This is a genomic window from Pseudomonas sp. B14(2017) (assembly GCF_002113255.1).
Lineage (GTDB): Bacteria > Pseudomonadota > Gammaproteobacteria > Pseudomonadales > Pseudomonadaceae > Aquipseudomonas > Aquipseudomonas putida_Z.
The window spans coordinates 1-22,366 of sequence record NZ_NEJY01000002.1; the positions used below are offsets into that span (position 1 = coordinate 1).

Genomic DNA, 22,366 nt, shown 5'->3' on the forward strand with positions numbered 1-22,366 from the left:
GGCGGGAGGGGTGGATCTTGGCATTAGTGCTCCGGTACCCCGAGCGGCTGCTCGGAGGGCTTGTCAGTGGGTGCTGGCAGCGGTTTTTGCGGCACTTTCGGGCCAGCGGTAACGATCACCAGTTTATCGGCTGACAGGTGTTTGTTCATGGCCGTTCTTACCTGCTCGACGGTGAGGGCCTGGGACTGCTGCATGAAGTCCTCCAGCCAGGTCAGCGGCAGGTTGTAGAAGCCAATGGCACCCAGTTGGCCGACGATGCTGGCGTTGCTGGCATTGGACAGCGGGAAGCTGCCGGCCAGTTCGCGCTTGGCATCGTCCAGCTCCTGCTGGGTTGGGCCGGCCTTGAGGTAGTCGGCGAGAATATCCTGCACCAGCTTGAGCGTGCCCTCGCTGAGTTCGGCACGGGTCTGCAGGTTGATCATGAACGGCCCGCGCACCTGCATCGGGCTGAACACCGAGTACACGCCGTAGGTCAGGCCGCGCTTTTCACGCACCTCGCTCATCAGCCGGGTGCCGAACGCACCGCCGCCGAGGATCTGGTTGCCCAGTGACAGGGCCGGCCAGTCCGGGTCCTGGCGGTCGATGCCGAGTTCGGCCAGCATCAGGTGGGTCTGCTTGGACGGGAAGTCGATGTGGGTCAGGCCTGCCTTGGCTTCGCCGGGTTGGGCCGGTGCGGCCAGCGCGGGGCCCTTGGGCAGGCCAGCTGATACCTGGGCGGCGATGGCTTCGGCCTCGGCGCGGCTGAGGTCGCCGACCAGGGCGATGACTGCGTTGCCGCCGGTGTAGGCCTTGGCGTGGAAGGCGCGCAGCTGTGCCAGGGTGATGCCACTGATGCTTTCGGCGGTGCCGTCGCTCGGGTGGGCGTAGGGGTGGTCGCCGTAGAGCTTGGCGAACAGGGCCTTGCCAGCGACCTTGCCGGGGTTCTGCTTTTCATACTCGAAGCCGGCCAGCATCTGGTTCTTGATGCGCTTGAGGGCGTCTTCGGGGAAGGTCGGCTTGCCAGCCACCTCGGCGAACAGCTTGAGCGCCGGTTCGCGCTTGTCCTTGGCGCTGAGGCTGCGCAGCGAGGCCACGGCCATATCGCGGTAGGAGCCGTTGCCAAAGTCGGCGCCCAGGCCCTCGAAGCCTTCGGCGATGGCAGTCACATCCTTGCCGGCCACGCCTTCGTTGAGCATGGCGTTGGTCAGGGCAGCCAGGCCTGGCGTGCCGCCATCCTGGCTGCTGCCGGCGGCGAAGGTGATGCGCAGGTCGAACATCGGCAGTTCGCGGGCCTCGACGAACAGTACCCGGGCACCTTCGGCGGTGTTCCAGTGCTGGATGTTCAACTGGCGCCGGCTGGGCGCCTTGCCATCCAGCTCGGCCAGCGACTGCAAGGTGTTGGCCGGGCGTGCCGCGTTGCTGTCGGCCTTGGCGGCGTTGTCGGCCATGGCCGGGGCGGCCAGCACCGCCGCCAGCGCCAGGGCGCGGATGCCCGTGGCCAGCAGGGTTGGGCGTGGTGCGCGGCGATCACTCATGAGCGGACTCCTCGGGCAATACATGGGCAACGCTCAGGCGTTCGCGGGTGAAGTAGGTGCGCGCGGCGTTCTGGATGTCCTGCGGGGTAACGCGCTTGAGCTCGTCCAGCTCGCTGTCGATCAGCTTCCAGGACAGGCCGACGGTTTCCAGCTGGCCGATGGTAGTGGCCTGGCTGCTGATGGAGTCGCGGTCGTAGACCAGGCCGGCAATGACCTGGGCGCGTACGCGCTCCAGCTCTTCGGCGCTGGGTGGGGTGGTCTTGAGCTCATCCAGCAGCTGCCAGACGCCTTTTTCGACATCGGCGAGGGTTTTCTGCTTCTGCACGTTCGGCGTGGCCGAGATCAGGAACAGGCTGTCGCCGCGGGTGAAGGCGTTGTAGCTGGAAGAAGCACCGGCCACCAGCTCCTGGCCACGTTCCAGGCGTGCCGGCATGCGGGCGCTGTAGCCGCCGTCGAGCAGCGCCGAGATCAGGCGCAGGGCATGCACCGTACGCGGGTCCTTGGCGGTGGACAGGCCAGGTACGTTGAAACCGTAGATCAGGCTCGGCAACTGGGTGCGCACGTGCAGGGTCAGCTGGCGCTGGCCTGGTTCGGCCAGTTCGAGCGGCAACTTGGCCGGCGGCACGGCACGCTTGGGGATGCTGCCGAAGTACTTCTGCGCCAGGCCCTTGACCTCATCGGCGGTGACATCGCCGACCACCACCAGGGTGGCGTTGTTGGGGGCATACCAGGATTCGTACCAGTGGCGCAGTTCCTCGACCTTCATGCGCTCCAGGTCGGCCATCCAGCCGATGGTCGGGGTGTGGTAGCCGCTGGCCGGGTAGGCCATGGCGCGGAACAGCTCGAACGCCTTGGAGTTGGGCTGGTCGTCGGTGCGCAGGCGGCGTTCTTCCTTGATCACCTCGATTTCACGGCTGAATTCGTCAGCGGGCAGGCGCAGGCTGGCCAGGCGGTCGGCCTCGAGTTCCAGGGCCACCGGCAGGCGGTCGCGCGCCAGCACCTGGTAATAGGCGGTGTAGTCGTCGCTGGTGAAGGCGTTTTCTTCGGCGCCAATGTCACGCAGGATGCGCGAGGCCTCGCCGGGGCCGACCTTGGCGCTGCCCTTGAACATCATGTGTTCCAGCGCGTGGGACAGGCCGGTCTGGCCCGGGGTTTCGTAGCTGGAGCCAACCTTGTACCAGATCTGCGAGACCACCACCGGGGCGCGGTGGTCCTCGCGCACGACCACTTTCAGGCCGTTGTCGAGGATGAATTCGTGGGTGGGTTGCACATCGGCGGCGAAGGCCGCGAGCGGCAGGCAGAGCGTGCCGAGCAACAGGCCAGCGGCGCGGCGGGCTAGAGCATTCATACGGTGTTTAACCTGTTCGGCGGCCCGCTGGTTTAGCGTCGGCGGGCCAGGAGGTGCTAGGATACTGATCCGGTTGCCTGGCGACCATGCCTGTCGCCGTTCTGGCCCGCAGGACACTAAGACAAAACGTTGCGCATGAACCAGCCGGCTTCAAGATAGTCTGTTCTGCGTAGAGAGAATTCCCGATGCGCCATAGCTGGCCCATCGCTACCCTGAGATAGCCGTCTTCCATGTTTGGTTCCAACGACGACAAAAAAGCGCCGGCCGAGGCTGGTGAGAAGAAAGGCCTGTTCAGCTGGTTTCGCAAGAAACCGCAGCAACCTGTGGAAGCGGGCGTGCCCGCGAATGAACCCCCAGCCGTCGAGCAGCCTGCAGCCGCTCCGGTCGAGGGTTCTACCGCCGAAGCGCCACAGGCCCCTGAGCCCGTTCAGGCCCCTGCGGCCCCACAGCTGACAGAACCGCAGCAGGTCGCCGCACCCGTCCAATCCCCGGTGGTCGAGGCCCCTGCCCCTGAACCGGTTGCTTCCCAGCCGTTGCAGGCCCCTGAACCCGAGCCGGTCGCGTCCCAGCCACTGGTGGCACCTGCACCGCAGCCGGTCGCGTCCATGCCCTTGCAGGCGGCCCCGGTCGAGCCAGCCCCTGTCGAGGCGGCCCCGGTCGTCGAGCCGGTCGCGCCGGTCAGCAACCTGGTGCTGCCGGTTGCCGAAGAGCCCGTGGCCCTGGTGCCGGATCTGGAGCCGAAAGCGCCGCCCGCCATCCCGGAACGCCCTGCACCAGAGCCTTCTGCCCCTGTGGCTGCAGCCCCGGTCGCCGCGCAGGCCGAGCAGGCCAAGCCCGGCTTCTTCGCCCGCCTCAAGCAGGGCCTGTCGAAGACCAGCGCCAGCATCGGCGAGGGTATGGCCAGCCTGTTCCTGGGCAAGAAAGTCATCGATGACGACCTGCTCGACGAAATCGAAACCCGACTGCTGACCGCCGACGTTGGCGTGGAAGCCACTTCCACCATCGTCCAGAACCTGACCCAGAAGGTTGCCCGCAAGCAGCTGGCCGACGCCGATGCCCTGTACAAGTCGCTGCAGGAAGAACTGGCTGCGCTGCTGCGCCCGGTCGAGCAGCCGCTGGTGGTACAGGCGCAGAACAAGCCCTATGTGATCCTGGTGGTCGGTGTGAACGGCGCCGGCAAGACCACCACCATCGGCAAACTGGCCAAGAAGCTGCAGCTCGAAGGCAAGAAAGTGATGCTGGCTGCTGGCGACACCTTCCGTGCCGCTGCGGTCGAGCAACTGCAGGTGTGGGGCGAGCGTAACCAGATCCCGGTGATCGCCCAGCACACCGGCGCCGACTCCGCTTCGGTGATCTTCGATGCCGTACAGGCCGCAAAGGCTCGTGGCGTCGACGTGCTGATCGCCGACACCGCTGGCCGCCTGCATACCAAAGACAACCTGATGGAAGAGCTGAAGAAGGTTCGCCGGGTCATCGGCAAGCTCGACGCCGAGGCGCCGCACGAGGTGCTGCTGGTACTCGATGCGGGCACCGGCCAGAACGCCATCAGCCAGGCCAAGTACTTCAACCAGAGCGTCGAACTGACCGGCCTGGCCCTGACCAAGCTGGACGGCACTGCCAAGGGCGGGGTGATCTTCGCCCTGGCCAAGCAGTTCAAGCTGCCGATCCGCTTCATCGGTGTCGGTGAAGGCATCGACGACCTGCGTACCTTCGAAGCCGAGCCGTTCGTCAAGGCTCTGTTCGCCGAGCGAGACTGAACATGATCCGATTCGAACAGGTTGCCAAGCGCTATCCCAATGGTCATGTGGGTTTGCATGAGCTGAGTTTCCGGGCGCGCCGGGGCGAATTCCTGTTCGTCACCGGCCACTCGGGCGCGGGCAAGAGCACCTTGCTGCGCCTGCTGCTGGCCATGGAGCGCCCGACCAGCGGCAAGCTGATGCTGGCCGGGCAGGACCTGGGCCAGATCAGCAATTCGCAGATCCCGTTCCTGCGCCGGCAGATCGGCGTGGTGTTCCAGAACCACCAGCTGTTGTTCGACCGCACGGTATTCAACAACATCGCCTTGCCGCTGCAGATTCTCGGCCTGTCCAAGGCCGAGGTCGCCAAGCGCGTGGACTCGGCGCTGGAGCGAGTGTCGCTGGCCGACAAGGGCGAGCTGTTCCCGGCCGACCTGTCCACCGGGCAGCAGCAACGGGTGGGCATCGCCCGCGCCATCGTTCACCAGCCAGCCCTGCTGCTGGCCGACGAACCCACCGGTAACCTCGACCCGCGCCTGGCCGCGGAGATCATGGGGGTGTTCGAGGACATCAACCGCCTGGGTACCACGGTATTGATCGCCAGCCACGACCTGGCACTGATTGCGCGCATGCGCCACCGCATGCTGACCTTGCAGCGCGGCCGCTTGATCGGCGATGGGGAGGCCGGGCAATGAGCACTACACGTACGCCGAAGGTTTCCGAGCGGGTTGCGCCGAAACCGGCCGACCCGCAACCGGCGAAGAAAAAGCACGACGACGATGACGGCCCGGATTTCCGCACGCTGCTGCATGCCTGGCTGGAAAGCCACCGTTCCAGCATGGCCGACAGCCTGCGTCGGCTGGGCAAGCAGCCGATCGGCAGCTTCTTCACCTGCCTGGTGATGGCGGTGGCGCTGAGCATGCCCATGGGCCTGTCGCTGCTGCTGAAGAACGTCGAAAAGCTTGGCGGCTCGTGGCAGCGCGCCGCGCAGATTTCGCTGTACCTCAAGCTCGATGCAGGCAGCCGCGAAGGCGAGGCGCTGCGCGACGAGATCAAGGGCATGCCTGGCGTGGCCGACGCGCAGTATGTCAGCCGCGAGCAGGCGCTGGAGGAGTTCCAGCAACAGTCCGGCCTGGGCGAAGCCCTGCGTGAACTGCCTGACAACCCGCTGCCTGGCGTGGTGGTGGTGACCCCTACCGAAGTCGACAAGCCGGCCCTGGAAGCCCTGCGCCAGCGCCTGTCGGAGCTACCACGGGTGGAAGTGGCGCAACTCGACCTGGTTTGGGTCGAGCGCCTGGCGGCCATCCTCAAGCTGGGTGACCGGTTTGTCTTTGGCCTGGCCGTGATGCTGATTTCTGCCCTGCTGTTAGTAATCGGTAACACAATTCGTCTACACATTGAAAACCGCCGTACCGAGATCGAAGTGATCAAGCTGGTCGGTGGCACGGATGCCTACGTACGCCGGCCTTTCCTGTACATGGGCGCGCTGTATGGCCTGGGTGCAGGGGTGATCGCATGGGGCATCCTGGCGTTTGGCCTGAACTGGCTGAACGAGGCGGTGGTAGGGCTTTCCGGGCTGTACGGCAGCGACTTCGCCCTGGGCGGGGTGCCGGCGTCCGATGGTCTGTCGCTCTTGATCGGAGCGGTGCTGTTGGGGTATATCGGTGCATGGATCGCAGTGGCCCGCCATCTGAACGAGCTGGCGCCGCGATAGTTTTTACGTGCCAGCATTGACAAATTCTTCACTATGGAACTTGTACCGTCGTTCCAGGTCAATGTTGGCAGCGCCCACAAGGCGCGAGTTCTGTAAGTCGGAGGTTCTTGAATGACCACATCGTTGCAACCTGCCTATGCCCTGGTACCCGGTGCAAACCTGGAAGCCTACGTGCACACGGTCAACAGCATCCCGCTGCTGACTGTCGAGCAGGAGCGTGATCTGGGCGAGCGTCTCTATTATGAGCAGGATGTCGAGGCCGCTCGTCAAATGGTGATGGCCCACCTGCGTTTCGTCGTACATATCGCCCGTAGCTATGCCGGCTACGGGCTGGCCCAGGCCGACCTGATCCAGGAAGGCAACGTCGGCCTGATGAAAGCCGTCAAGCGCTTCAACCCGGAAATGGGCGTGCGCCTGGTGTCGTTCGCCGTGCACTGGATCAAGGCAGAGATCCACGAGTTCATCCTGCGCAACTGGCGCATCGTCAAGGTGGCCACCACCAAGGCCCAGCGCAAGCTGTTCTTCAACCTGCGCAGCCAGAAGAAGCGTCTGGCCTGGCTGAACAACGACGAAGTGCACCGCGTGGCGGAAAGCCTGGGCGTGGAGCCGCGTGAAGTGCGCGAGATGGAAAGCCGCCTCAGCGGCCAGGACATGGCGTTCGACCCGGCAGCGGAAGCTGACGACGACAGTGCCTTCCAGTCGCCTGCGCATTACCTGGAAGACCACCGCTACGACCCGGCAGTGCAGCTGGAGGATGCCGACTGGAGCGACAACTCCACCAGCAACCTGCACGAAGCACTGCAAGGGCTGGACGAGCGTAGCCGTGACATTCTCTACCAGCGCTGGTTGGCGGAAGAGAAGGCCACGTTGCATGAGCTGGCGGACAAGTACAGCGTTTCGGCTGAGCGGATTCGCCAGCTGGAGAAGAATGCGATGAACAAGGTCAAGGCGCTGATCGCGGTCTGATCGAGCCCTGGCTGTAAGGAAAAGCCGCTGGCCCGCATAGGGTGAGCGGCTTTTTTTTGCGCAAGATTTACCGGTCTCTTCGCGGGCGCGCCCGCTCCCACAGGTACTGCACAGGCCTCAGGGGTAATGCTGGCCCTGTGGGAGCGGGCGTGCCCGCGAAGAGGCCCTCAAGGCTTGCGCGAAGTGTCGAGCTGCATCAGGTAGCTGGGCCCACCCAACTGGCTCATCTGCCGGCGAATCCAGCCGGCCCGGCTGGCCACGTAGGCGCTCGGCCGGCTGGCACTCCACTTGATCGGGCTCGGCAGCACCGCCGCGAGCTGCGCCGCCTGCTGGCGGCTCAGGCGGCTGGCATCGATGCCAAAGTGGTAGCGCGCTGCCGCCTGGGCGCCAAACACACCTTTGCCCCATTCGGCACTGTTCAGGTAGACCTCGAGAATCCGCTCCTTCGACCAGAACAGCTCGATCAACGCGGTGAACCAGGCTTCCAGCCCTTTGCGGAACCAGCTGCGCCCGGACCACAGGAACAGGTTCTTGGCCACCTGCTGGGTCAGGGTGCTGGCACCGCGAATGCTGCCGCCGCGCTCGTTGTAGGCCAGCGCCGCCTGGATGGCCGGGATGTCGAAGCCCCAGTGGTTGGCGAACTTCTGGTCCTCGCCAGCAATGACCGCGACCTTGAGGTCATCGGAGATGTTCTCCCACGGCTCCCAGTCGCGCTGCAGGTCGATCGGCTCGCCATTCACCCAGGACTGCACCTTGCGCTCGACCATCAGCGCCGTACCAGGTGGTGGCACCCAGCGGAACACCAGCACCAGCACGATGCTGCCGGCAGCGAACCAGAGCAGGGCGCGGGAGAGGCGGCGGAGAAGGGTTGGCAGCATGACGATGGCTTGGCCGTACGGGTGGAAGGGGCCATTATACAGACCCGATCCAAGGAGTCGTCCCATGCTTCGCAGCTTCCTGATGCTTGCCGCCTTTTTCGGCTTCACCGGTGTGGCCCTGGGCGCTTTCGCCGCCCACGGCCTGAAAAGCCGGCTGACGGCCGACTATCTGGCGATCTTCCAGACTGGTGTGACCTACCAGTTGGTGCATGCCCTGGCGATCTTCGCTGTCGCCGTGCTCTCGGTGCACCTGCCAGGGCGCCTGGTCGGCTGGGCTGGCGGCCTGTTTGCCATGGGGATAGTGCTGTTCTCCGGTAGCTTGTACCTGCTGACCCTCAGCGGCCTGGGCAAGCTCGGCATCATCACCCCGATTGGTGGCCTGTGCTTCCTCGCCGGCTGGCTGTGCCTGGGCCTGGCAGCCTGGCGGCTCGGTTGACCGAGTGGTCCACAATCGCGACTAATGGCGTGCAGCGCCCTTGGGTTGCAGGGCGGTTCAGCGCTAGAATGCGGGCCCCCAAAGAACAATGGTGGCCGTGCGCATGCGCATTCAACTGAACGGTGAACCTTACGAATTGCCCGCTGGCGAAAGCGTCGCGGCCCTGCTGGCCCGCCTGGAGCTGACCGGGCGCCGCGTCGCGGTGGAACTTAACCTGGATATCGTGCCGCGTAGCCAGCACGACAGCACGCTGTTGAACGACGGCGACCAGGTCGAAGTGGTCCACGCCATCGGTGGCGGCTGATTCCGGCCGGCGATTCACCTGCAAGCCCAGCAACCTTTTCCCGAGGAACAACCATGAGCAACGTTCGTAGCGACAAGCCCTTCACCCTGGCTGGGCGTACTTTCCAGTCGCGCCTGCTGGTCGGTACCGGCAAGTACCGTGACATGGAAGAAACCCGCCTGGCCATCGAAGCCTCGGGTGCCGAGATCGTCACCGTTGCCGTGCGCCGCACCAACATCGGCCAGAACCCGGGCGAGCCGAACCTGCTCGATGTGCTGCCACCGGACCGCTACACCATCCTGCCGAACACCGCTGGCTGCTACGACGCGGTCGAAGCCGTGCGCACCTGCCGCCTGGCCCGCGAACTGCTGGATGGCCACAACCTGGTCAAGCTGGAAGTACTGGCTGACCAGAAAACCCTGTTCCCCAATGTGATCGAAACCCTCAAGGCCGCCGAAGTGTTGGTCAAGGATGGTTTCGACGTGATGGTCTACACCAGCGACGATCCGATCATTGCCCGCCAGCTGGCCGAAGCCGGCTGCATCGCGGTCATGCCGCTGGCTGGCCTGATCGGTACCGGCCTGGGTATCTGCAACCCTTACAACCTGCAGATCATCCTGGAAGAGTCCAAGGTGCCGGTGCTGGTCGATGCTGGCGTGGGTACCGCGTCCGACGCCACCATCGCCATGGAAATGGGCTGTGAAGCGGTGCTGATGAACTCGGCCATCGCCCACGCCCAGCAGCCGGTGCTGATGGCCGAGGCCATGAAGCACGCCATCGTCGCCGGTCGCATGGCCTACCTGGCCGGCCGTATGCCGAAGAAACTCTATGCCAGCGCCTCTTCGCCGCTGGATGGTCTGATCAAGTAAGAGCCCCTGATGACTGAATCGCACGATACGCCGATCACCCCCGACGGCGAAGCCCGCCCGCACCGCCGCATCAAGAGTTTCGTGATGCGCGCCGGGCGCATGACCGAAGGCCAGCAACGTGGCCTGGAGCAGGGCGGCCCGCTGTACATCCTGCCGCTGGCCGACAGCCCGGTGGACTACGACCAGGTATTCGGCCGCTCGGCGCCGCGCACCCTGGAGATCGGCTTCGGCATGGGCCATTCCCTGCTGGAAATGGCTGCTGCCGCGCCTGAACAGGACTTCATCGGTGTGGAAGTACACCGCCCGGGTGTTGGCGCGCTGCTCAACGGCGTGCTGACCCAGGGCCTGAAGAACCTGCGGGTATATGACTGCGATGCCATCGAAGTGCTGAACCGCTGCGTGGCGGACAACAGCCTCGACCGCCTGATGCTGTTCTTCCCCGACCCATGGCACAAGGCGCGCCACCACAAGCGCCGCATCGTCCAGCTGGAGTTCGCCGAGCTGGTACGACGCAAGCTCAAGCCCGGTGGCGTGTTCCACATGGCCACCGACTGGGAGCCGTATGCCGAGTACATGCTGGAAGTGATGAGCGCTGCCCCGGGCTATCGCAACCGTGCGGCTGACGGTACCTACGTGCCGCGCCCGGAAGAGCGCCCGATCACCAAGTTCGAGCGCCGCGGCGAGCGGCTGGGGCATGGGGTTTGGGATTTGAAGTTCGAGAAGGTGGATTGACCGGCTGATACGGCCTTTCGATTTGCCGATGCCTGCAGAAATGCAGGCGAAAAAAAACCGCCTTGAGAAGGGCGGTTTTTTTATGACTGTGCTCAAGCCCGTTCGGGACTGTGTGGGAGCGGGCGTGCCCGCGAAACAGGCGACGCGGTGGATGGCACCGGCTTCGCCGGTGTTCGCGGGCATGCCCGCTCCCACAGTGACCGCATGCGCATTTAAATTTTGAGCAAGACAGTTGCTCCTGCAAGGTTCAGTGCAAGGCCGTGGCTCAGCCCCGTCGATCCGCCACCACCCCGATCAGCACCAGTACCACCAGCAGCACCGGCGCCAGCGCGTAGTTGTTGAACTGGCTCAGCCCTTTCACCACCCAAGGCGTGGCATAGATCAGCGCCGCACCGCTGCCGATCATCACCAGCAAGGCCATGAACGGTACGCGCAGGGCGCCCGCCAGGCCGCCCAGGCGCTGTTCCACCCAGCCCTTGATATCGGTGCCGAACAGCACCAGCAGGCAGCCTACCAAGGCCAGTGAAATCTCCGACAGGTTGCTGCGGCTCCAGCGAGAAACCGTCTCGAGCAGATCAAGTACCAGATCCATGGGTCATCCTTAGGTCAAGAAATACTGCAGCAGGTCATTGAGGAACAACTGGCCCCTCGGTGTGGCCACCAGTCGATCCGGTTCGACCTGCAAAAGGCCCTTTTGTTCGGCTGCGCGGCGTGCCTCGCGCAGCTGTGCCAGCGGCAAACCGGTGCGTTGGGTGAACAGTTCGGCTTCCACCCCATCGGTCAGGCGCAGGGCGTTCATCAGGAACTCGAACGGCAGCTCGTCGACTGGCAGCAGCTTTTCGCCGGCCTTGAACGGCTTGGCCAGGTTCAGGTAGTCCTTGGGCAGGCGGGTTTTCCAAGTGCGCAGGATGCGCCCGTCGGCGAAGGTCAGCTTGCCGTGGGCACCAGCGCCGATGCCGATGAAGTCGCCAAAGCGCCAGTAGTTGAGGTTGTGCCGGGCAGCGCGCCCCGCCTGGGCATAGGCCGAGACCTCGTACTGGCGGAAGCCGTGTTCGGCCATCAGTGCCTGGCCGGCCTCCTGGATATCCCAGAGGATGTCGTCCTCGGGCAGCTCGGGCGGCTGGTTCCAGAACACCGTGTTCGGCTCCACGGTCAGCTGGTACCACGACAGGTGCGTCGGCCCCAGGTCGATGGCCTGGCGCAGGTCGCCCAGCGCGTCGTCGAGCGACTGGTCGGGCAGGCCGTGCATCAGGTCCATGTTGAAGTTGTCGAAGCCGGCGGCGCGTGCCATGCCTGCGGCGCGGACTGCTTCATCGCCATTGTGGATACGCCCCAGCGCCTGCAGTTTGGCTGGCTGGAAGCTCTGCACACCGATGGACAGGCGGTTGATGCCGGTTTGCCGGTAGGCCTTGAACTTGTCCTGCTCGAACGTGCCCGGGTTGGCCTCCAGGGTGATTTCGATGTCCGGCGCAAACGGGATACGTTGTTCCACGCCACGCAGCAGCCGGCCAAGGGCGTCGGCACTGAACAGGCTGGGAGTGCCGCCGCCGAAGAAGATCGAGCTGATCGGCCGGCCTTGCACGGCGGCCAGTTCCTGGTCGAGGTCGGTCAGCAGGGCGGCGACGTAGGCATCTTCCGGCAGTTCAGGCCCGGCAGCGTGGGAGTTGAAGTCGCAGTAAGGGCATTTGCGTACGCACCACGGGATGTGGATGTACAGCGCCAGCGGCGGCAGGCTGGTAAAGCCCGCCGCGCCGGGGTTGGACAGCGTTTCGATCATGCCAGGCCCAGACGTTGGCGCAGCAGGGCCATGGCGCGGGCGCGGTGGCTGAGCTGGTTCTTGTCCACAGGGGCCAGGTCGGCGCTGGAGCAACTGCGCTCCGGTACCCAGAACAGCGGGTCGTAGCCAAAGCCGTGCTCGCCACTGGCCTCGAACATGATGCGCCCGTGCCACAGGCCTTCGCACAGAATCGGCAGCGGGTCGTCGGCATGGCGCACCAGTGCCAGGACGCAGACGAACTGTGCGCCACGCTCGGCTTCAGGCACGTCTTTCAGTGCTTCGAGCAGTTTGGCGTTGTTCGCCGCGTCACCCTTGCCGTCGGCATAGCGCGCCGAGTAGATGCCCGGCGCGCCGCCGAGGAAGTCCACCGCCAGGCCCGAATCGTCGGCCAGGGCCGGCAGGCCGGAAATGCGTGCGGCGTTGCGCGCCTTGAGGATGGCGTTCTCGACGAACGACAGGCCGGTTTCTTCCGGCTCGACCTGGCTGAACTCGCCGATCGAGCGCAGTTGCACGGACGCGCCGAGCATGGCCTGGAGTTCCTTGAGTTTGCCGGCGTTGTGGCTGGCCAATACGAGTTGCTGGAAATTCATCATTCGCCTGGGAAAACGTCCTGATTGAAGCTGAGGGAGTTGCTGATGCCGCCGGTTTCGATATTCAGGTCGAAGGTGACGGTTTCTGGCTGGTCGATCTTGAACTGGGCGATGTAGTACACCGCGCCCTGTTCGGTGATCTGCTTGAACGACAGCGGGCTGCTGCGCCCGGTCAGGTCCTTGACCGTGCCGCTGACCACCGCCATGGCGGGCTTGTTGGCCTTGAGCACGGCGATGTTGAGTACGCCCTGGTTCTTGCTGCGTACCAGGCCGGTGGCTGCGGCCACCTCCGGTGTCAGCATGCTCGAGGTGAACGCGCTGTAGTGCACCGTCACGTCGCCAAACACTTCCTTGCGCTCGGGACGGGCAGCATCGGCAGCCAGTACCGGCAGGGCCAGGCACAGGCTGATCAGGAACAGGGCTAGGCGACGCATGGGGTGATTCCTCCGGTGGGCGTCAGACCGCGAGCTGATGTTCTTGCAGGCCCGGGCTGCTGACGCGGTAGATGCCGATCTCACCTAGAAGATTAGGCCAAAGCCGGCCACCCCACCCGTTGCGGTGCAAGTGGTCGACCGCCAGGCGGTCTAGCACCTTGGCGCGGCGCTCGTGGCACAGCTCTTCGAAGTCGGCGAAGGTGCAGAAGTGGATGTTCGGCGTGTTGTACCAGGTGTACGGCATGAAGTCCGAAACCGGCATGCGGCCTTTGGTCGCCAGGTACCAGCGGCAACGCCAGTGGCCGAAGTTGGGGAAGGTGATGATGCACTGGCGGCCCACGCGCAGCATCTCGTCCAGGATGCGGTCGGGGTACTCCACGGCCTGCAGGGCCTGGGTCATGATCACCACGTCGAAACTGTTGCTGGCGAAGTTGCCCAGGCCCTTGTCCAGGTCCTGCTCGATGACGTTGACGCCCTTGGCCACGCAGGCCGCGATGTTGTCGGCGTCGATCTCCAGGCCATAACCGGTGACCTGCTTGCGGTCGCGCAGCGAGGCCAGCAGTTCGCCGCTGCCGCAGCCCAGGTCGAGTACCCGGCTGCCGGCGGGGATCCAGTCGTGGATGATTTCCAGATCGGCTCTCATGCTGTCCTCAGATGGCAATGCGGTTCATGTAGTTCGAGAAACCCTGCATGTAGCGAGGCGTGGGGATCAGGAAGGCGTCGTGCCCGTAAGGCGAGTCGATCTCCAGGTAGCAGACGTTCTTGCGCGCGGCCATCAGGGCGTCGACGATCTCGCGCGAACGGGCCGGGGAGAAGCGCCAGTCGGTGGTGAACGACATGATGCAATAATCCGCCTTGACGTGGGCCAGGGTGGCCGCCAGGTCGCCGCCCTGGGCGGCGGCGGGGTCGAAGTAGTCCAGCGCCTTGGTCATCAGCAGGTAGGTGTTGGCGTCGAAGCGCCCGGAGAACTCCTCGCCCTGGTAGCGCAGGTAGCTCTCGACCTGGAATTCGACGCTGTGGAAGTCGTAGTTGAGCTTGTCGCTCTTCAGCTCGCGGCCGAATTTTTCACCCATCGAGTCGTCCGACAGGTAGGTGATGTGGCCGACCATGCGCGCCAGCATCAGGCCGCGCTTGGGGATCACGCCCTGGTCCTGGAACGAACCACCGTGGAATTCGGGGTCGGTGAGGATGGCCTGGCGTGCCACTTCGTTGAAGGCGATGTTCTGTGCCGACAGCTTGGGCGCCGAGGCGATGTCGACGCAATGGCGCACGCGCTCGGGGTAGCTGATGGTCCACTGCAGCGCCTGCATGCCACCCAGGCTGCCACCGACCACGGCGGCCCACTGCTGGATGCCCAGGCGCTCGGCGAGACGCACCTGGCTGTGCACCCAGTCTTCCACGGTCAGCACCGGGAAGTCGGCGCCATAGGGCTTGCCGGTGGCCGGGTTGACGCTGCTGGGGCCGGTGCTGCCGTTGCAGCCGCCCAGGTTGTTCAGGCTGACCACGAAGAAGCGGTTGGTGTCGATCGGCTTGCCAGGGCCAATGCAGCTGTCCCACCAGCCCGGCTTGCGGTCGGTGGCGGCATGGTAGCCAGCGGCATGGTGGTGGCCGGAAAGGGCATGGCAGATCAGCACGGCGTTGCTCGCGCTGGCGTTCAGGGTGCCATAGGTCTCGTAGACCAGTTCGTAACTGGCCAGGGAGCGGCCACAAGCCAGTGCCAGCGGTTCATCGAACCGGGCGGTTTGCGGTACTACCAGACCGACGGAATCTTCGGGAAAGACAGTGGACATCGACCCTGCTCACGCTTGACGGAGGCGTAAGTCTAAAGAGCGCTACCCCCAGCGGCAAGCAGAGGCTTGTCGCTGGAAGCAACCCGGGTCAGGTGAGGCTCAGATCATCCGCCACAGCTCTTGTGGCATGCCGGCGTAGGCGGCCAGCGGCGGCATGACGAACGACTGGATCACCTGGATCGCGAGGAAGGCGAAGATCGGCGAGATGTCCATGCCGCCCAGGTTGGGCACGATGCGGCGGAACGGTGCCAGCACCGGTTCGCTGATCTGGTAGGCCAGTTCGGCCGCCGGATTGTGGCTGTTGGGAGCAACCCAGGACACGATCACCATGACGATCATCGCCACCCAGAAAATCTTCAGGAACAGCGAGGTGATACCGATGATGGCCCACATCAGCAGGTGCAGGATGTCACCGAAGGTGCCGTAGGTGACCATCAGCACGAAAGCCATCAGCAACGCCTGGATGACCACCGACAACAGCAGCGACGAGGTATCCAGCCCACCAACGCTGGGGATGACCCGGCGGATCGGCTTGAGCAGCGGTTGTGTGGCGCGCACGGCGAACTGGCACAGCGGGTTGTAGAAGTTGGCCTTGACCAGCTGCAGGACGAAGCGCAGCAGGACGATCACCAGATACAGGCTGACCAAGGTTTGCACCACGAAGATCGCGGCGCCGGACAGTGCATTCATCTGAGGCTCCTTATTTGCCCAGTTGTTCGGCCAGCTCGGCGGAACGTGTAGCCGCAGCCTGCAGCGCCTGTTCGACGATGGCTTCGAAGCCGCTGGCCTGGAACGACTTGATCGCCGCTTCGGTAGTGCCGGCAGGCGAGGTGACACGGCGGCGCAGTTCGGCAGCATCGACATCGCTGGCAACCGCCATGCGTGCGGCGCCCAAGGCTGTCTGCAGGGTCAGCTGCGAGGCGGTTTCAGGTGGCAGGCCAAGTTTTTCGCCGGCCGCGGTCATGGCTTCGATCAGCAGGAAGAAATACGCCGGGCCGCTGCCGGAGACAGCCGTCACGGCGTCCAGTTGCTGCTCCTGCTCCAGCCACAGGGCGGTGCCCACGGCCGACAGCAGTTGCTCGGCCTGCTGGCGTTGTTCGCTGGATACTTCCGCGGTGGCGTACAGGCCGCTGACGCCTTGGCGCAGCAGTGCCGGGGTGTTGGGCATGCAGCGTACCACCGGGCGAGCCCCGACCCAGCTTTGCAGGCTGGCGCAGGTGATGCCGGCGGCGATGGAAACGATCAGCTGGCCATCCTGCAGGTTCGGTTGCAGGGCTTGGCACACGGCTTTCATGACCTGGGGCTTGACCGCCAGGACGATGACGTCGGCACCATCGATGGCCTGTGCGTTGTTCTCGAAGGTTTCGATGCCGTGCTCGGCCTGGATGCGGCTGCGGGTCTCGGCGCCCGGGTCGCTGGCGCGGATCTGCGAGGCGTCCAGGCCCTGGGCACGCAGACCACCGATCAGGCTGGCGGCCATGTTGCCGGCGCCGATAAAGGCAATACGAGTCTTGCTCATGTCAGGTCCTTGTGGGAAAGAGTGAGTAAAGCATGGAATCAGGGCTGCCCGTAGTCGCGGGCACCGAACAGGGCGGTACCGATACGCACCCAGGTCGCACCCTGTGCAATGGCCGCTTCCAGGTCGTGGCTCATGCCCATGGAAAGGGTGTCCAGGCCAAGGTCAAGGCCTTCCTGCAATTGGCGCAGGGTGGCAAAGGCGGCTTCCTGGGCGGCGCGGTCATCAGTGGGTTCTGGGATGGCCATCAGCCCGCGCAGGCGCAGGTTGGGCAGCGCGGCTACCGCCTTGGCCAGGGCCGGCAGGTCGGCGGGGGCGCAGCCGGATTTGCTGTCTTCGCCGCTGACGTTCACCTGCAGGCAGATGTTCAGTGGCGCCAGCCCGGCCGGGCGCTGCTCCGAGAGGCGTTGGGCGATTTTCAGGCGGTCCACGGAATGTACCCAGTCGAAATGCTCGGCGATGGCTTTGGTCTTGTTCGACTGAATGGGGCCGATGAAGTGCCAGATCAAGGGCAGGTCGCCGAGCGCCTGCTGCTTTGTCAGCGCTTCCTGTAGGTAGTTTTCCCCGAAATCGCACACGCCGGCGGCGTGGATCTCGCGGATGGCGCTGGCTGGCTTGGTCTTGCTCACGGCCAGCAACTGGACGCTGGCCGGTTCACGCCCGGCAGCCTGGGCAGCGCTGGCGATACGGGCGGAAATAGCGGAAAGGTTGTCTGCTAGGGTGGACATGGACTGATGCCGGCGGCTGTGGGGTTTGCGGCATTCTACCTACTTGAAGGCCTTTGGGGAGTCTCATGGATGTGACCGACCTGTTGGCCCGGGCCGTGGACGCGGGGGCTTCCGACCTGCACCTGGCGGCGGGCCAGATACCGATGTTGCGCCTGGATGGCGAGCTGCAGCGCATGGCCCTGCCGACCTTGGGCCCGGCTGCCTTGACCGAGGGCATGGCACCCATGCTGGATGAAGACCAGCGCCGACAGTGGACCCGGGGTGATGAGCTGGACCTGGCGCTGGAATTGCCGGTGCTGGGGCGCTTTCGGCTGAACCTGTTTCGCCAGTTGCATGGCCCTGCGGCCACCTTTCGCCTGATCCCGGGGCATATCGCCACACTCGATGAACTCGACCTGGGGGATGTGTTTCAAGCTGTTGCGCAGTGCAGCGATGGCTTGATCCTCGTGGGTGGGCCGACCGGCAGCGGCAAGTCCAGCACCTTGGCGACACTGCTTGACCAACTGAACCGCGATCGGGCTCTGCATATCATCACCCTCGAAGACCCTGTCGAAGTGATCCACAGTAGCCAGCGCAGCCTGGTCAACCAGCGTGAGGTCGGCCGCCATTGTGGTGGGTTCGCCCAGGGGCTGCGCAGTGCCCTGCGCCAGGACCCGGATGTGATCATGATCGGTGAGCTGCGCGACCTGGAAACCATTCGCCTGGCCTTGCGCGCGGCCGAGACCGGACACCTGGTGCTGGCGACCGTGCATACGCGTTCGGCGGTGAGCAGCATTGACCGGTTGGTGGAGGTGTTCGCTGCCGAAGAGAAGCCGCTGGTGCGGGCGATGCTGGCCGAGTCGTTGCGCCTGGTGGTGGCGCAGGTGCTGGTCAGGCGTGCGGGCGGTGGGCGGGTTGCTGCGCGGGAAGTGCTGGTGGTGACGCCAGCGGTGCGTAACCTGGTTCGGGAGGGGCGGATGGCGCAGTTGTGTTCGGTGATGCAGGCGGGTGGTGCGGACGGGATGCGGACGATGGAAGGGGCGATGCGAGGGTTGAAGGAGAGGGGGCTGATCAGCGATCTATAGTGCCTGTGCTGGCCCTTTCGCGGGTAAACCCGCTCCCACATGGATAACACAGCCTTCGAATGCTGTGGTGTACCTGTGGGAGCGGGTTTACCCGCGAAGAGGCCCGGACAGGAGAGCGCCGATCAGATCAGCGCTTGGCCAGGTTCAGCTGCTGCTGTTCTTTCGGCAGCACTCGCTTGGCCACCACGTAATGCTTCTGCCAGTAAGGCTTGCTCAGGGTGTCGATGCTTACCCGCTTGCCACGGCGTGGAGCATGGATGAAGCGGTCGTTGCCGAGGTAGATGGCAACGTGGTTCACCCGGCGGCTCTTGATGTTGAAGAAGATCAGGTCACCTGGCTTCAGGTCACCCTTGGCTACCTTGACGCCGTGGCCCTGGGCCATGGCATTGGAGGTGCGCGGCAGGTCGACGTCGGCGACGTCGTTGAAGGCGTATTTGACCAGCCCGCTGCAGTCGAAGCCTTTCTTCGGGCTGCTGCCGCCCCAGACATAAGGGGTGCCGAGCACATTCACCGCACGGCTGAGCACATCGCTGCTCTGCTTCGGCGACATGGCGGCGACCGGCGCACCGGGCACGCTGCGGCTGCTGGCGGCATAGCTTGGGCGGGTGCGCAGCGCGGTCTGCTTGACCGGTGCGTGTCTTACCGAGGCATTGGTGGTGTAGCCGGTAAAACCATTGGGAAGACGTTGCTCACGATTGGTGGCGTGGGCGGCCAGGGGCAATAATAGGCAGAGGGTCAGCCATGTCTTGAGTAAAGGCGGCATAGATGAAGCTCTTATGAATAGTTATGTGTTGGGCGCGCAACTTTATAACAGCTTTTTGATCAATCTTTGATCCGTTGGTCGATTGTCCAGGTGCCGTACGTCGGCCTGCGACAAGAAAGTCACATTTTTTTTTAGAAAATTTTCGGATAACCCACGGGGGCTATGAATGAACAGTTATCAACAGGGGGCGCCGTTTCACGACACCCACAGCAAGACCATTGGCTACCTGCTATGGATTTTCGGCTTTACCGGGTCGCATCGTTTCTATTACGGCAAGCCAGTAACCGGCACCATCTGGTTCTTCACCCTGGGCCTGCTGGGCATCGGCTGGTTGATCGACCTGTTCCTGATCCCGTCCATGGACCGTGAAGCCGACCTCAGGTTCCAGTCCGGGCGCATTGACTACAACATCGCCTGGATCCTGCTGACCTTCCTCGGGGTGTTTGGGCTGCACCGGCTGTATCAGGGCAAGTGGATCACCGCGATCATCTACTTCTTTACCGGCGGGCTGTTCCTGGTGGGGGTGCTGTATGACTTCTGGACGCTGAACAGCCAGGTTTCCGAGCGGAATGCGGGGCGGGGTTGACGCACAGCCCTTGTGGGAGCGGCCTTGTGTCGCGAAAGGGCTGCAAAGCAGCCCCAGCATGCTCAGCAGCACCGCTGAAATCCTGGGGCCGCTTTGCGGCCCTTTCGCGACACAAGGCCGCTCCCACAGGGCCGCAAACGCAGGTTACTGACGGGTCTGCCGCTGTTGCAGCAGCAGGTTGCTGAAACCTGCCCCGGCCAGCTGCTTCTGCGCCCCGGTCAGCTGCTCGCGGTTGCTGAAAGGGCCCACCAGTACGCGGTACCAGGTTTCGTCCTTGACCGTGCCCGACTCCACCTTCACCGACTGGCCCAGCAGGATGATCTGCGCACGCACCTTGTCGGCATCGGCCTGCTTGCGGAACGAACCAGCCTGCAGGAAGAACTGGGTGGTTGCCGCCGGCTTGATCACCGGTGGTGCCGGTGGCGGGGTCTGGCCCATCAGCGCCGCCTGGGCTCGCGCCGTGTCGATCTTCGCCGCTTCGGCCGGCGTCACCGGGGTCACCGGCTGGGCCGGGACGGGTGGCGTCTTCTCTGGCACGGCCTCCGGCGGCACGATCACCTCGGACTCCGGCAGCAGCGTGTAGAAGTCGTACTTCGGCTTCACCGGCTGCTGCGGGGTGGCCTGCGCCGGCTTGCCGGCTTCGGCCACTTTCTCCGCCTTCTGCTGCTCGGGCTTGGTGCGCTTGATGTCTTCGCCACCGGGCTCGAGCTTCATCAGGAACACGATGAACGCGCCTACGGTCAGGCCGACCGCCAGCCATACCCAACCGGGAATCGGCTGCTTGGCCGGCGCCGTCTGGCGGCTGGCGCCGCGTTTGGGTGCGGGTTTTTTCTTGGCAGCCAACTTACATGCGCTCCAGGGTTTCCAGGCCGAGCAGTTCCAGACCTTGCTTGAGGGTGCGGCCGGTCAGCGCCGCCAGGCGCAGGCGGCTCTGCTGCTGCTGCGGGGTTTCGGCGGCAAGAATCGGGCAATTCTCGTAGAAGCTGGAGAACAGGCCGGCCAGGTCGTACAGGTAGCTGCACAGCACGTGCGGCGTGCCCTTGTCGGCGACGTTGTTGAGGATTTCGCCAAACTGCGCCAGGCGCGCGGCCAGGTCTTGCTCGTGGGCAGCCTGCAGCACGATGTTGCCGTCGACTTCATCGAAGCCTTTGCCCAGTTTGCGGAATACGCCGGCCACGCGGGTGTAGGCGTACAGCAGGTAAGGCGCGGTGTTGCCTTCGAAGTTGAGCATCAGCTCGAAGTTGAAGCTGTAGTCGCTGGTGCGGTGCTTGGACAGGTCGGCGTACTTCACTGCGCCAATGCCAACCACTTCGCCGATGTGGCGCAGCTCTTCGTCGGCCAGGCTCGGGTTCTTTTCCTTGACCAGCGCGTAGGCGCGCTCCTTGGCCTCGGTGAGCAGGTCGATCAGCTTCACGGTGCCACCGTCACGGGTCTTGAACGGGCGGCCATCGGCGCCGTTCATGGTGCCGAAGCCCATGTGCTCCATCTGCATCGGGTGGCCGACGAAGCCTGCGCGGCGTGCAACTTCGAACACCTGGTTGAAGTGCAGGGCCTGGCGCTGGTCGACGAAGTACAGGGCGCGGTCTGCCTTGAGCACGTTGCTGCGGTAGCGCACGGCAGCCAGGTCGGTGGTGGCGTACAGGTAGCCGCCGTCGGCCTTCTGCACGATAACCGGCAGAGGTTCGCCTTCGCTGTTCTTGAACTCGTCGAGGAACACGCACTGTGCGCCCTGGTCTTCGACCAGCAGGCCCTTGGCCTTGAGGTCGGCGACCACGTTGGCCAGGTCGTCGTTGTAGGCGCTTTCACCCATCACGTCGGCCATGGTCAGTTTGACGTTGAGCAGCTCGTAGGTCTTCTGGCAGTGCGACAGCGAAATGTCCTTGAAGCGCGTCCAAAGGGCCATGCAGTCCGGGTCGCCGGCCTGCAGCTTGACCACCAGGCCGCGGGCGCGGGTGGCGAATTCTTCGGATTCGTCGAAGCGTTTCTTGGCGGCGCGGTAGAAGTTTTCCAGGTCCGACAGCTCGTCGCTGGTGATCGGGTTTTCTTCCAGGTAGGCCAGCAGCATGCCGAACTGGGTGCCCCAGTCGCCCACGTGGTTCTGGCGGATCACGTCATCGCCGAGGAACTCCAGCACGCGCGCCACGCTGTCACCGATGATGGTCGAACGCAGGTGGCCGACGTGCATCTCCTTGGCCAGGTTGGGTGCCGACATGTCGATCACAACCTTTTGCGCAGGGCCGGCCTTGCGCGCGCCCAGGTGGGCGTCGGCCAGTGCGGCATCCAGGCGGTTGGCCAGGGCGTCGGTGTTCTGGAAGAAGTTGAGGAAGCCGGGGCCGGCGATCTCGACCTTGCTGATGTCGGCGCTGGCCGGCAGGGCATTGATCAGTTTCTCGGCCAGGTCGCGCGGCTTCATGCCGGCCGGCTTGGCCAGCATCATGGCGATGTTGCTGGCGAAGTCGCCGTGGGTCTTGTCCCGGGCGTTTTCCACCTGGATCGCCGGCGACAGCCCTTCAGGCAGCACACCGTCGGTGACGAGTTGGGTGAGGGCTTGCTGGATCAGCTGGCGAATGGTGTCTTTCATGGGGATCTCTTTTCGACCGCAAGCGCGGTGGAGCGCTTGGATGCGCAGGTGGAAAAACTGG

25 protein-coding genes are annotated in these 22,366 nt (G+C 64.5%); 10 read left to right on the top strand and 15 right to left on the bottom strand.

Going from position 1 to position 22,366, the window contains the following annotated elements; translation table 11 throughout:
- Positions 1–23: 23 nt before the first annotated feature.
- Together CAG34_RS01965 and CAG34_RS01970 are read right to left on the bottom strand one after the other, a co-directional pair.
- A complete protein-coding gene (locus CAG34_RS01965) occupies positions 24–1,514 on the bottom strand; it encodes a pitrilysin family protein (RefSeq protein ID WP_025340975.1) in 1,491 nt (496 codons plus the stop codon).
- The gene (locus CAG34_RS01970) at positions 1,507–2,862 is read right to left on the bottom strand and encodes a pitrilysin family protein (RefSeq protein ID WP_025340974.1); all 1,356 of its coding nucleotides are present in this window, start codon (positions 2,860–2,862) and stop codon (positions 1,507–1,509) included. The genes CAG34_RS01965 and CAG34_RS01970 overlap by 8 nt, the downstream gene beginning before the upstream one ends.
- A 230-nt stretch (positions 2,863–3,092) precedes the next feature.
- On the opposite strand from CAG34_RS01970, the gene ftsY reads away from it, so the two are divergent.
- From ftsY to rpoH, 4 genes are all read left to right on the top strand, one after another.
- Positions 3,093–4,619 (top strand): signal recognition particle-docking protein FtsY, encoded by a 1,527-nt coding sequence (gene ftsY / locus CAG34_RS01980; RefSeq protein WP_085587705.1) that lies wholly within the window; start codon positions 3,093–3,095, stop codon positions 4,617–4,619.
- A gap of 2 nt (positions 4,620–4,621) precedes the next feature.
- Entirely contained in the window at positions 4,622–5,293 is a 672-nt protein-coding gene (gene ftsE, locus CAG34_RS01985; RefSeq protein ID WP_013974630.1) for a cell division ATP-binding protein FtsE, read from the top strand.
- Entirely contained in the window at positions 5,290–6,312 is a 1,023-nt protein-coding gene (ftsX, locus tag CAG34_RS01990) for a permease-like cell division protein FtsX (protein ID WP_085587707.1), read from the top strand. The genes ftsE and ftsX overlap by 4 nt, the downstream gene beginning before the upstream one ends.
- Positions 6,313–6,423: 111 nt before the next feature.
- The gene (gene rpoH, locus CAG34_RS01995) at positions 6,424–7,278 is read left to right on the top strand and encodes an RNA polymerase sigma factor RpoH (protein ID WP_015272155.1); all 855 of its coding nucleotides are present in this window, start codon (positions 6,424–6,426) and stop codon (positions 7,276–7,278) included.
- Positions 7,279–7,445: 167 nt separating this feature from the next.
- On the opposite strand, the gene mtgA is transcribed toward rpoH, so the two are convergent.
- A complete protein-coding gene (gene mtgA / locus CAG34_RS02000; RefSeq protein ID WP_085587709.1) occupies positions 7,446–8,156 on the bottom strand; it encodes a monofunctional biosynthetic peptidoglycan transglycosylase in 711 nt (236 codons plus the stop codon).
- A 64-nt stretch (positions 8,157–8,220) separates the two neighbouring features.
- Between mtgA and CAG34_RS02005 the strand changes: the two genes are divergently transcribed.
- From CAG34_RS02005 to trmB, 4 genes are all read left to right on the top strand, one after another.
- Positions 8,221–8,592 (top strand): DUF423 domain-containing protein, encoded by a 372-nt coding sequence (locus CAG34_RS02005; RefSeq protein ID WP_085587711.1) that lies wholly within the window; start codon positions 8,221–8,223, stop codon positions 8,590–8,592.
- A gap of 103 nt (positions 8,593–8,695) precedes the next feature.
- Complete coding sequence (gene thiS / locus CAG34_RS02010) at positions 8,696–8,896, top strand: sulfur carrier protein ThiS (RefSeq protein WP_003257817.1); 201 nt, start codon at positions 8,696–8,698, stop codon at positions 8,894–8,896.
- Positions 8,897–8,949: 53 nt separating this feature from the next.
- Positions 8,950–9,744 (top strand): thiazole synthase, encoded by a 795-nt coding sequence (locus CAG34_RS02015; RefSeq protein ID WP_013974625.1) that lies wholly within the window; start codon positions 8,950–8,952, stop codon positions 9,742–9,744.
- A 9-nt stretch (positions 9,745–9,753) separates the two neighbouring features.
- The gene (trmB, locus tag CAG34_RS02020) at positions 9,754–10,476 is read left to right on the top strand and encodes a tRNA (guanosine(46)-N7)-methyltransferase TrmB (protein ID WP_013974624.1); all 723 of its coding nucleotides are present in this window, start codon (positions 9,754–9,756) and stop codon (positions 10,474–10,476) included.
- A gap of 265 nt (positions 10,477–10,741) precedes the next feature.
- On the opposite strand, the gene CAG34_RS02030 is transcribed toward trmB, so the two are convergent.
- The 9 genes from CAG34_RS02030 to CAG34_RS02070 all read right to left on the bottom strand — a co-directional run bounded on the left by CAG34_RS02030 (position 10,742) and on the right by CAG34_RS02070 (position 17,311).
- A complete protein-coding gene (locus CAG34_RS02030; RefSeq protein ID WP_085587713.1) occupies positions 10,742–11,068 on the bottom strand; it encodes a DUF3392 family protein in 327 nt (108 codons plus the stop codon).
- Positions 11,069–11,077: 9 nt separating this feature from the next.
- Positions 11,078–12,253 (bottom strand): radical SAM family heme chaperone HemW, encoded by a 1,176-nt coding sequence (gene hemW / locus CAG34_RS02035; protein WP_085587715.1) that lies wholly within the window; start codon positions 12,251–12,253, stop codon positions 11,078–11,080.
- Entirely contained in the window at positions 12,250–12,846 is a 597-nt protein-coding gene (gene rdgB, locus CAG34_RS02040; RefSeq protein ID WP_003257822.1) for an RdgB/HAM1 family non-canonical purine NTP pyrophosphatase, read from the bottom strand. Before rdgB ends, hemW begins: the two co-directional genes overlap by 4 nt.
- The gene (locus CAG34_RS02045) at positions 12,843–13,277 is read right to left on the bottom strand and encodes a DUF4426 domain-containing protein (protein WP_003257823.1); all 435 of its coding nucleotides are present in this window, start codon (positions 13,275–13,277) and stop codon (positions 12,843–12,845) included. Before CAG34_RS02045 ends, rdgB begins: the two co-directional genes overlap by 4 nt.
- A 22-nt stretch (positions 13,278–13,299) precedes the next feature.
- Positions 13,300–13,920: a methionine biosynthesis protein MetW gene (gene metW / locus CAG34_RS02050; RefSeq protein ID WP_015272149.1), complete on the bottom strand. Its 621-nt coding sequence runs from the start codon at positions 13,918–13,920 to the stop codon at positions 13,300–13,302.
- A gap of 7 nt (positions 13,921–13,927) precedes the next feature.
- A complete protein-coding gene (locus CAG34_RS02055; protein WP_046613543.1) occupies positions 13,928–15,067 on the bottom strand; it encodes a homoserine O-acetyltransferase in 1,140 nt (379 codons plus the stop codon).
- Positions 15,068–15,166: 99 nt separating this feature from the next.
- Positions 15,167–15,757, bottom strand: coding sequence for a YggT family protein (locus CAG34_RS02060; protein WP_013974619.1), 591 nt, complete (start codon positions 15,755–15,757; stop codon positions 15,167–15,169).
- A 10-nt stretch (positions 15,758–15,767) separates the two neighbouring features.
- The gene (gene proC / locus CAG34_RS02065; protein ID WP_085587717.1) at positions 15,768–16,586 is read right to left on the bottom strand and encodes a pyrroline-5-carboxylate reductase; all 819 of its coding nucleotides are present in this window, start codon (positions 16,584–16,586) and stop codon (positions 15,768–15,770) included.
- Between the two features lie 38 nt (positions 16,587–16,624).
- Positions 16,625–17,311, bottom strand: coding sequence for a YggS family pyridoxal phosphate-dependent enzyme (locus tag CAG34_RS02070; protein WP_085587719.1), 687 nt, complete (start codon positions 17,309–17,311; stop codon positions 16,625–16,627).
- 65 nt (positions 17,312–17,376) lie between these two features.
- Between CAG34_RS02070 and CAG34_RS02075 the strand changes: the two genes are divergently transcribed.
- Positions 17,377–18,375 (top strand): type IV pilus twitching motility protein PilT, encoded by a 999-nt coding sequence (locus tag CAG34_RS02075; protein WP_085587721.1) that lies wholly within the window; start codon positions 17,377–17,379, stop codon positions 18,373–18,375.
- Positions 18,376–18,502: 127 nt separating this feature from the next.
- On the opposite strand, the gene CAG34_RS02080 is transcribed toward CAG34_RS02075, so the two are convergent.
- Positions 18,503–19,138: a C40 family peptidase gene (locus tag CAG34_RS02080; protein WP_085587723.1), complete on the bottom strand. Its 636-nt coding sequence runs from the start codon at positions 19,136–19,138 to the stop codon at positions 18,503–18,505.
- Positions 19,139–19,304: 166 nt separating this feature from the next.
- Here CAG34_RS02080 and CAG34_RS02085 point away from each other — a divergent pair, with 166 nt between their 5' ends.
- The gene (locus CAG34_RS02085) at positions 19,305–19,724 is read left to right on the top strand and encodes a TM2 domain-containing protein (RefSeq protein WP_013974614.1); all 420 of its coding nucleotides are present in this window, start codon (positions 19,305–19,307) and stop codon (positions 19,722–19,724) included.
- A gap of 144 nt (positions 19,725–19,868) precedes the next feature.
- Here the strand turns inward: CAG34_RS02085 and CAG34_RS02095 are convergent, their stop codons facing one another.
- Complete coding sequence (locus CAG34_RS02095) at positions 19,869–20,567, bottom strand: SPOR domain-containing protein (protein WP_025340965.1); 699 nt, start codon at positions 20,565–20,567, stop codon at positions 19,869–19,871.
- A 1-nt stretch (position 20,568) separates the two neighbouring features.
- Positions 20,569–22,305, bottom strand: coding sequence for an arginine--tRNA ligase (gene argS / locus CAG34_RS02100; RefSeq protein WP_013974613.1), 1,737 nt, complete (start codon positions 22,303–22,305; stop codon positions 20,569–20,571).
- Between the last annotated feature and the right edge of the window lie 61 nt (positions 22,306–22,366).

Coding starts and splice junctions, on each gene's coding strand:
- CAG34_RS02070 (WP_085587719.1), bottom strand. CDS start 17,311: ATGTCCACCCTAGCAGACAACCTTTCCGCTATTTCCGCCCGTATCGCC.
- thiS (WP_003257817.1), top strand. CDS start 8,696: ATGCGCATTCAACTGAACGGTGAACCTTACGAATTGCCCGCTGGCGAA.
- rpoH (WP_015272155.1), top strand. CDS start 6,424: ATGACCACATCGTTGCAACCTGCCTATGCCCTGGTACCCGGTGCAAAC.
- metW (WP_015272149.1), bottom strand. CDS start 13,920: ATGAGAGCCGATCTGGAAATCATCCACGACTGGATCCCCGCCGGCAGC.
- ftsE (WP_013974630.1), top strand. CDS start 4,622: ATGATCCGATTCGAACAGGTTGCCAAGCGCTATCCCAATGGTCATGTG.
- ftsY (WP_085587705.1), top strand. CDS start 3,093: ATGTTTGGTTCCAACGACGACAAAAAAGCGCCGGCCGAGGCTGGTGAG.
- CAG34_RS02055 (WP_046613543.1), bottom strand. CDS start 15,067: ATGTCCACTGTCTTTCCCGAAGATTCCGTCGGTCTGGTAGTACCGCAA.
- mtgA (WP_085587709.1), bottom strand. CDS start 8,156: ATGCTGCCAACCCTTCTCCGCCGCCTCTCCCGCGCCCTGCTCTGGTTC.
- CAG34_RS01965 (WP_025340975.1), bottom strand. CDS start 1,514: ATGAGTGATCGCCGCGCACCACGCCCAACCCTGCTGGCCACGGGCATC.
- CAG34_RS02075 (WP_085587721.1), top strand. CDS start 17,377: ATGGATGTGACCGACCTGTTGGCCCGGGCCGTGGACGCGGGGGCTTCC.
- proC (WP_085587717.1), bottom strand. CDS start 16,586: ATGAGCAAGACTCGTATTGCCTTTATCGGCGCCGGCAACATGGCCGCC.
- CAG34_RS02060 (WP_013974619.1), bottom strand. CDS start 15,757: ATGAATGCACTGTCCGGCGCCGCGATCTTCGTGGTGCAAACCTTGGTC.
- trmB (WP_013974624.1), top strand. CDS start 9,754: ATGACTGAATCGCACGATACGCCGATCACCCCCGACGGCGAAGCCCGC.
- CAG34_RS02030 (WP_085587713.1), bottom strand. CDS start 11,068: ATGGATCTGGTACTTGATCTGCTCGAGACGGTTTCTCGCTGGAGCCGC.
- CAG34_RS02080 (WP_085587723.1), bottom strand. CDS start 19,138: ATGCCGCCTTTACTCAAGACATGGCTGACCCTCTGCCTATTATTGCCC.
- CAG34_RS02015 (WP_013974625.1), top strand. CDS start 8,950: ATGAGCAACGTTCGTAGCGACAAGCCCTTCACCCTGGCTGGGCGTACT.
- CAG34_RS02085 (WP_013974614.1), top strand. CDS start 19,305: ATGAACAGTTATCAACAGGGGGCGCCGTTTCACGACACCCACAGCAAG.
- ftsX (WP_085587707.1), top strand. CDS start 5,290: ATGAGCACTACACGTACGCCGAAGGTTTCCGAGCGGGTTGCGCCGAAA.
- CAG34_RS02005 (WP_085587711.1), top strand. CDS start 8,221: ATGCTTCGCAGCTTCCTGATGCTTGCCGCCTTTTTCGGCTTCACCGGT.
- CAG34_RS01970 (WP_025340974.1), bottom strand. CDS start 2,862: ATGAATGCTCTAGCCCGCCGCGCCGCTGGCCTGTTGCTCGGCACGCTC.
- rdgB (WP_003257822.1), bottom strand. CDS start 12,846: ATGATGAATTTCCAGCAACTCGTATTGGCCAGCCACAACGCCGGCAAA.
- CAG34_RS02045 (WP_003257823.1), bottom strand. CDS start 13,277: ATGCGTCGCCTAGCCCTGTTCCTGATCAGCCTGTGCCTGGCCCTGCCG.
- hemW (WP_085587715.1), bottom strand. CDS start 12,253: ATGATCGAAACGCTGTCCAACCCCGGCGCGGCGGGCTTTACCAGCCTG.
- argS (WP_013974613.1), bottom strand. CDS start 22,305: ATGAAAGACACCATTCGCCAGCTGATCCAGCAAGCCCTCACCCAACTC.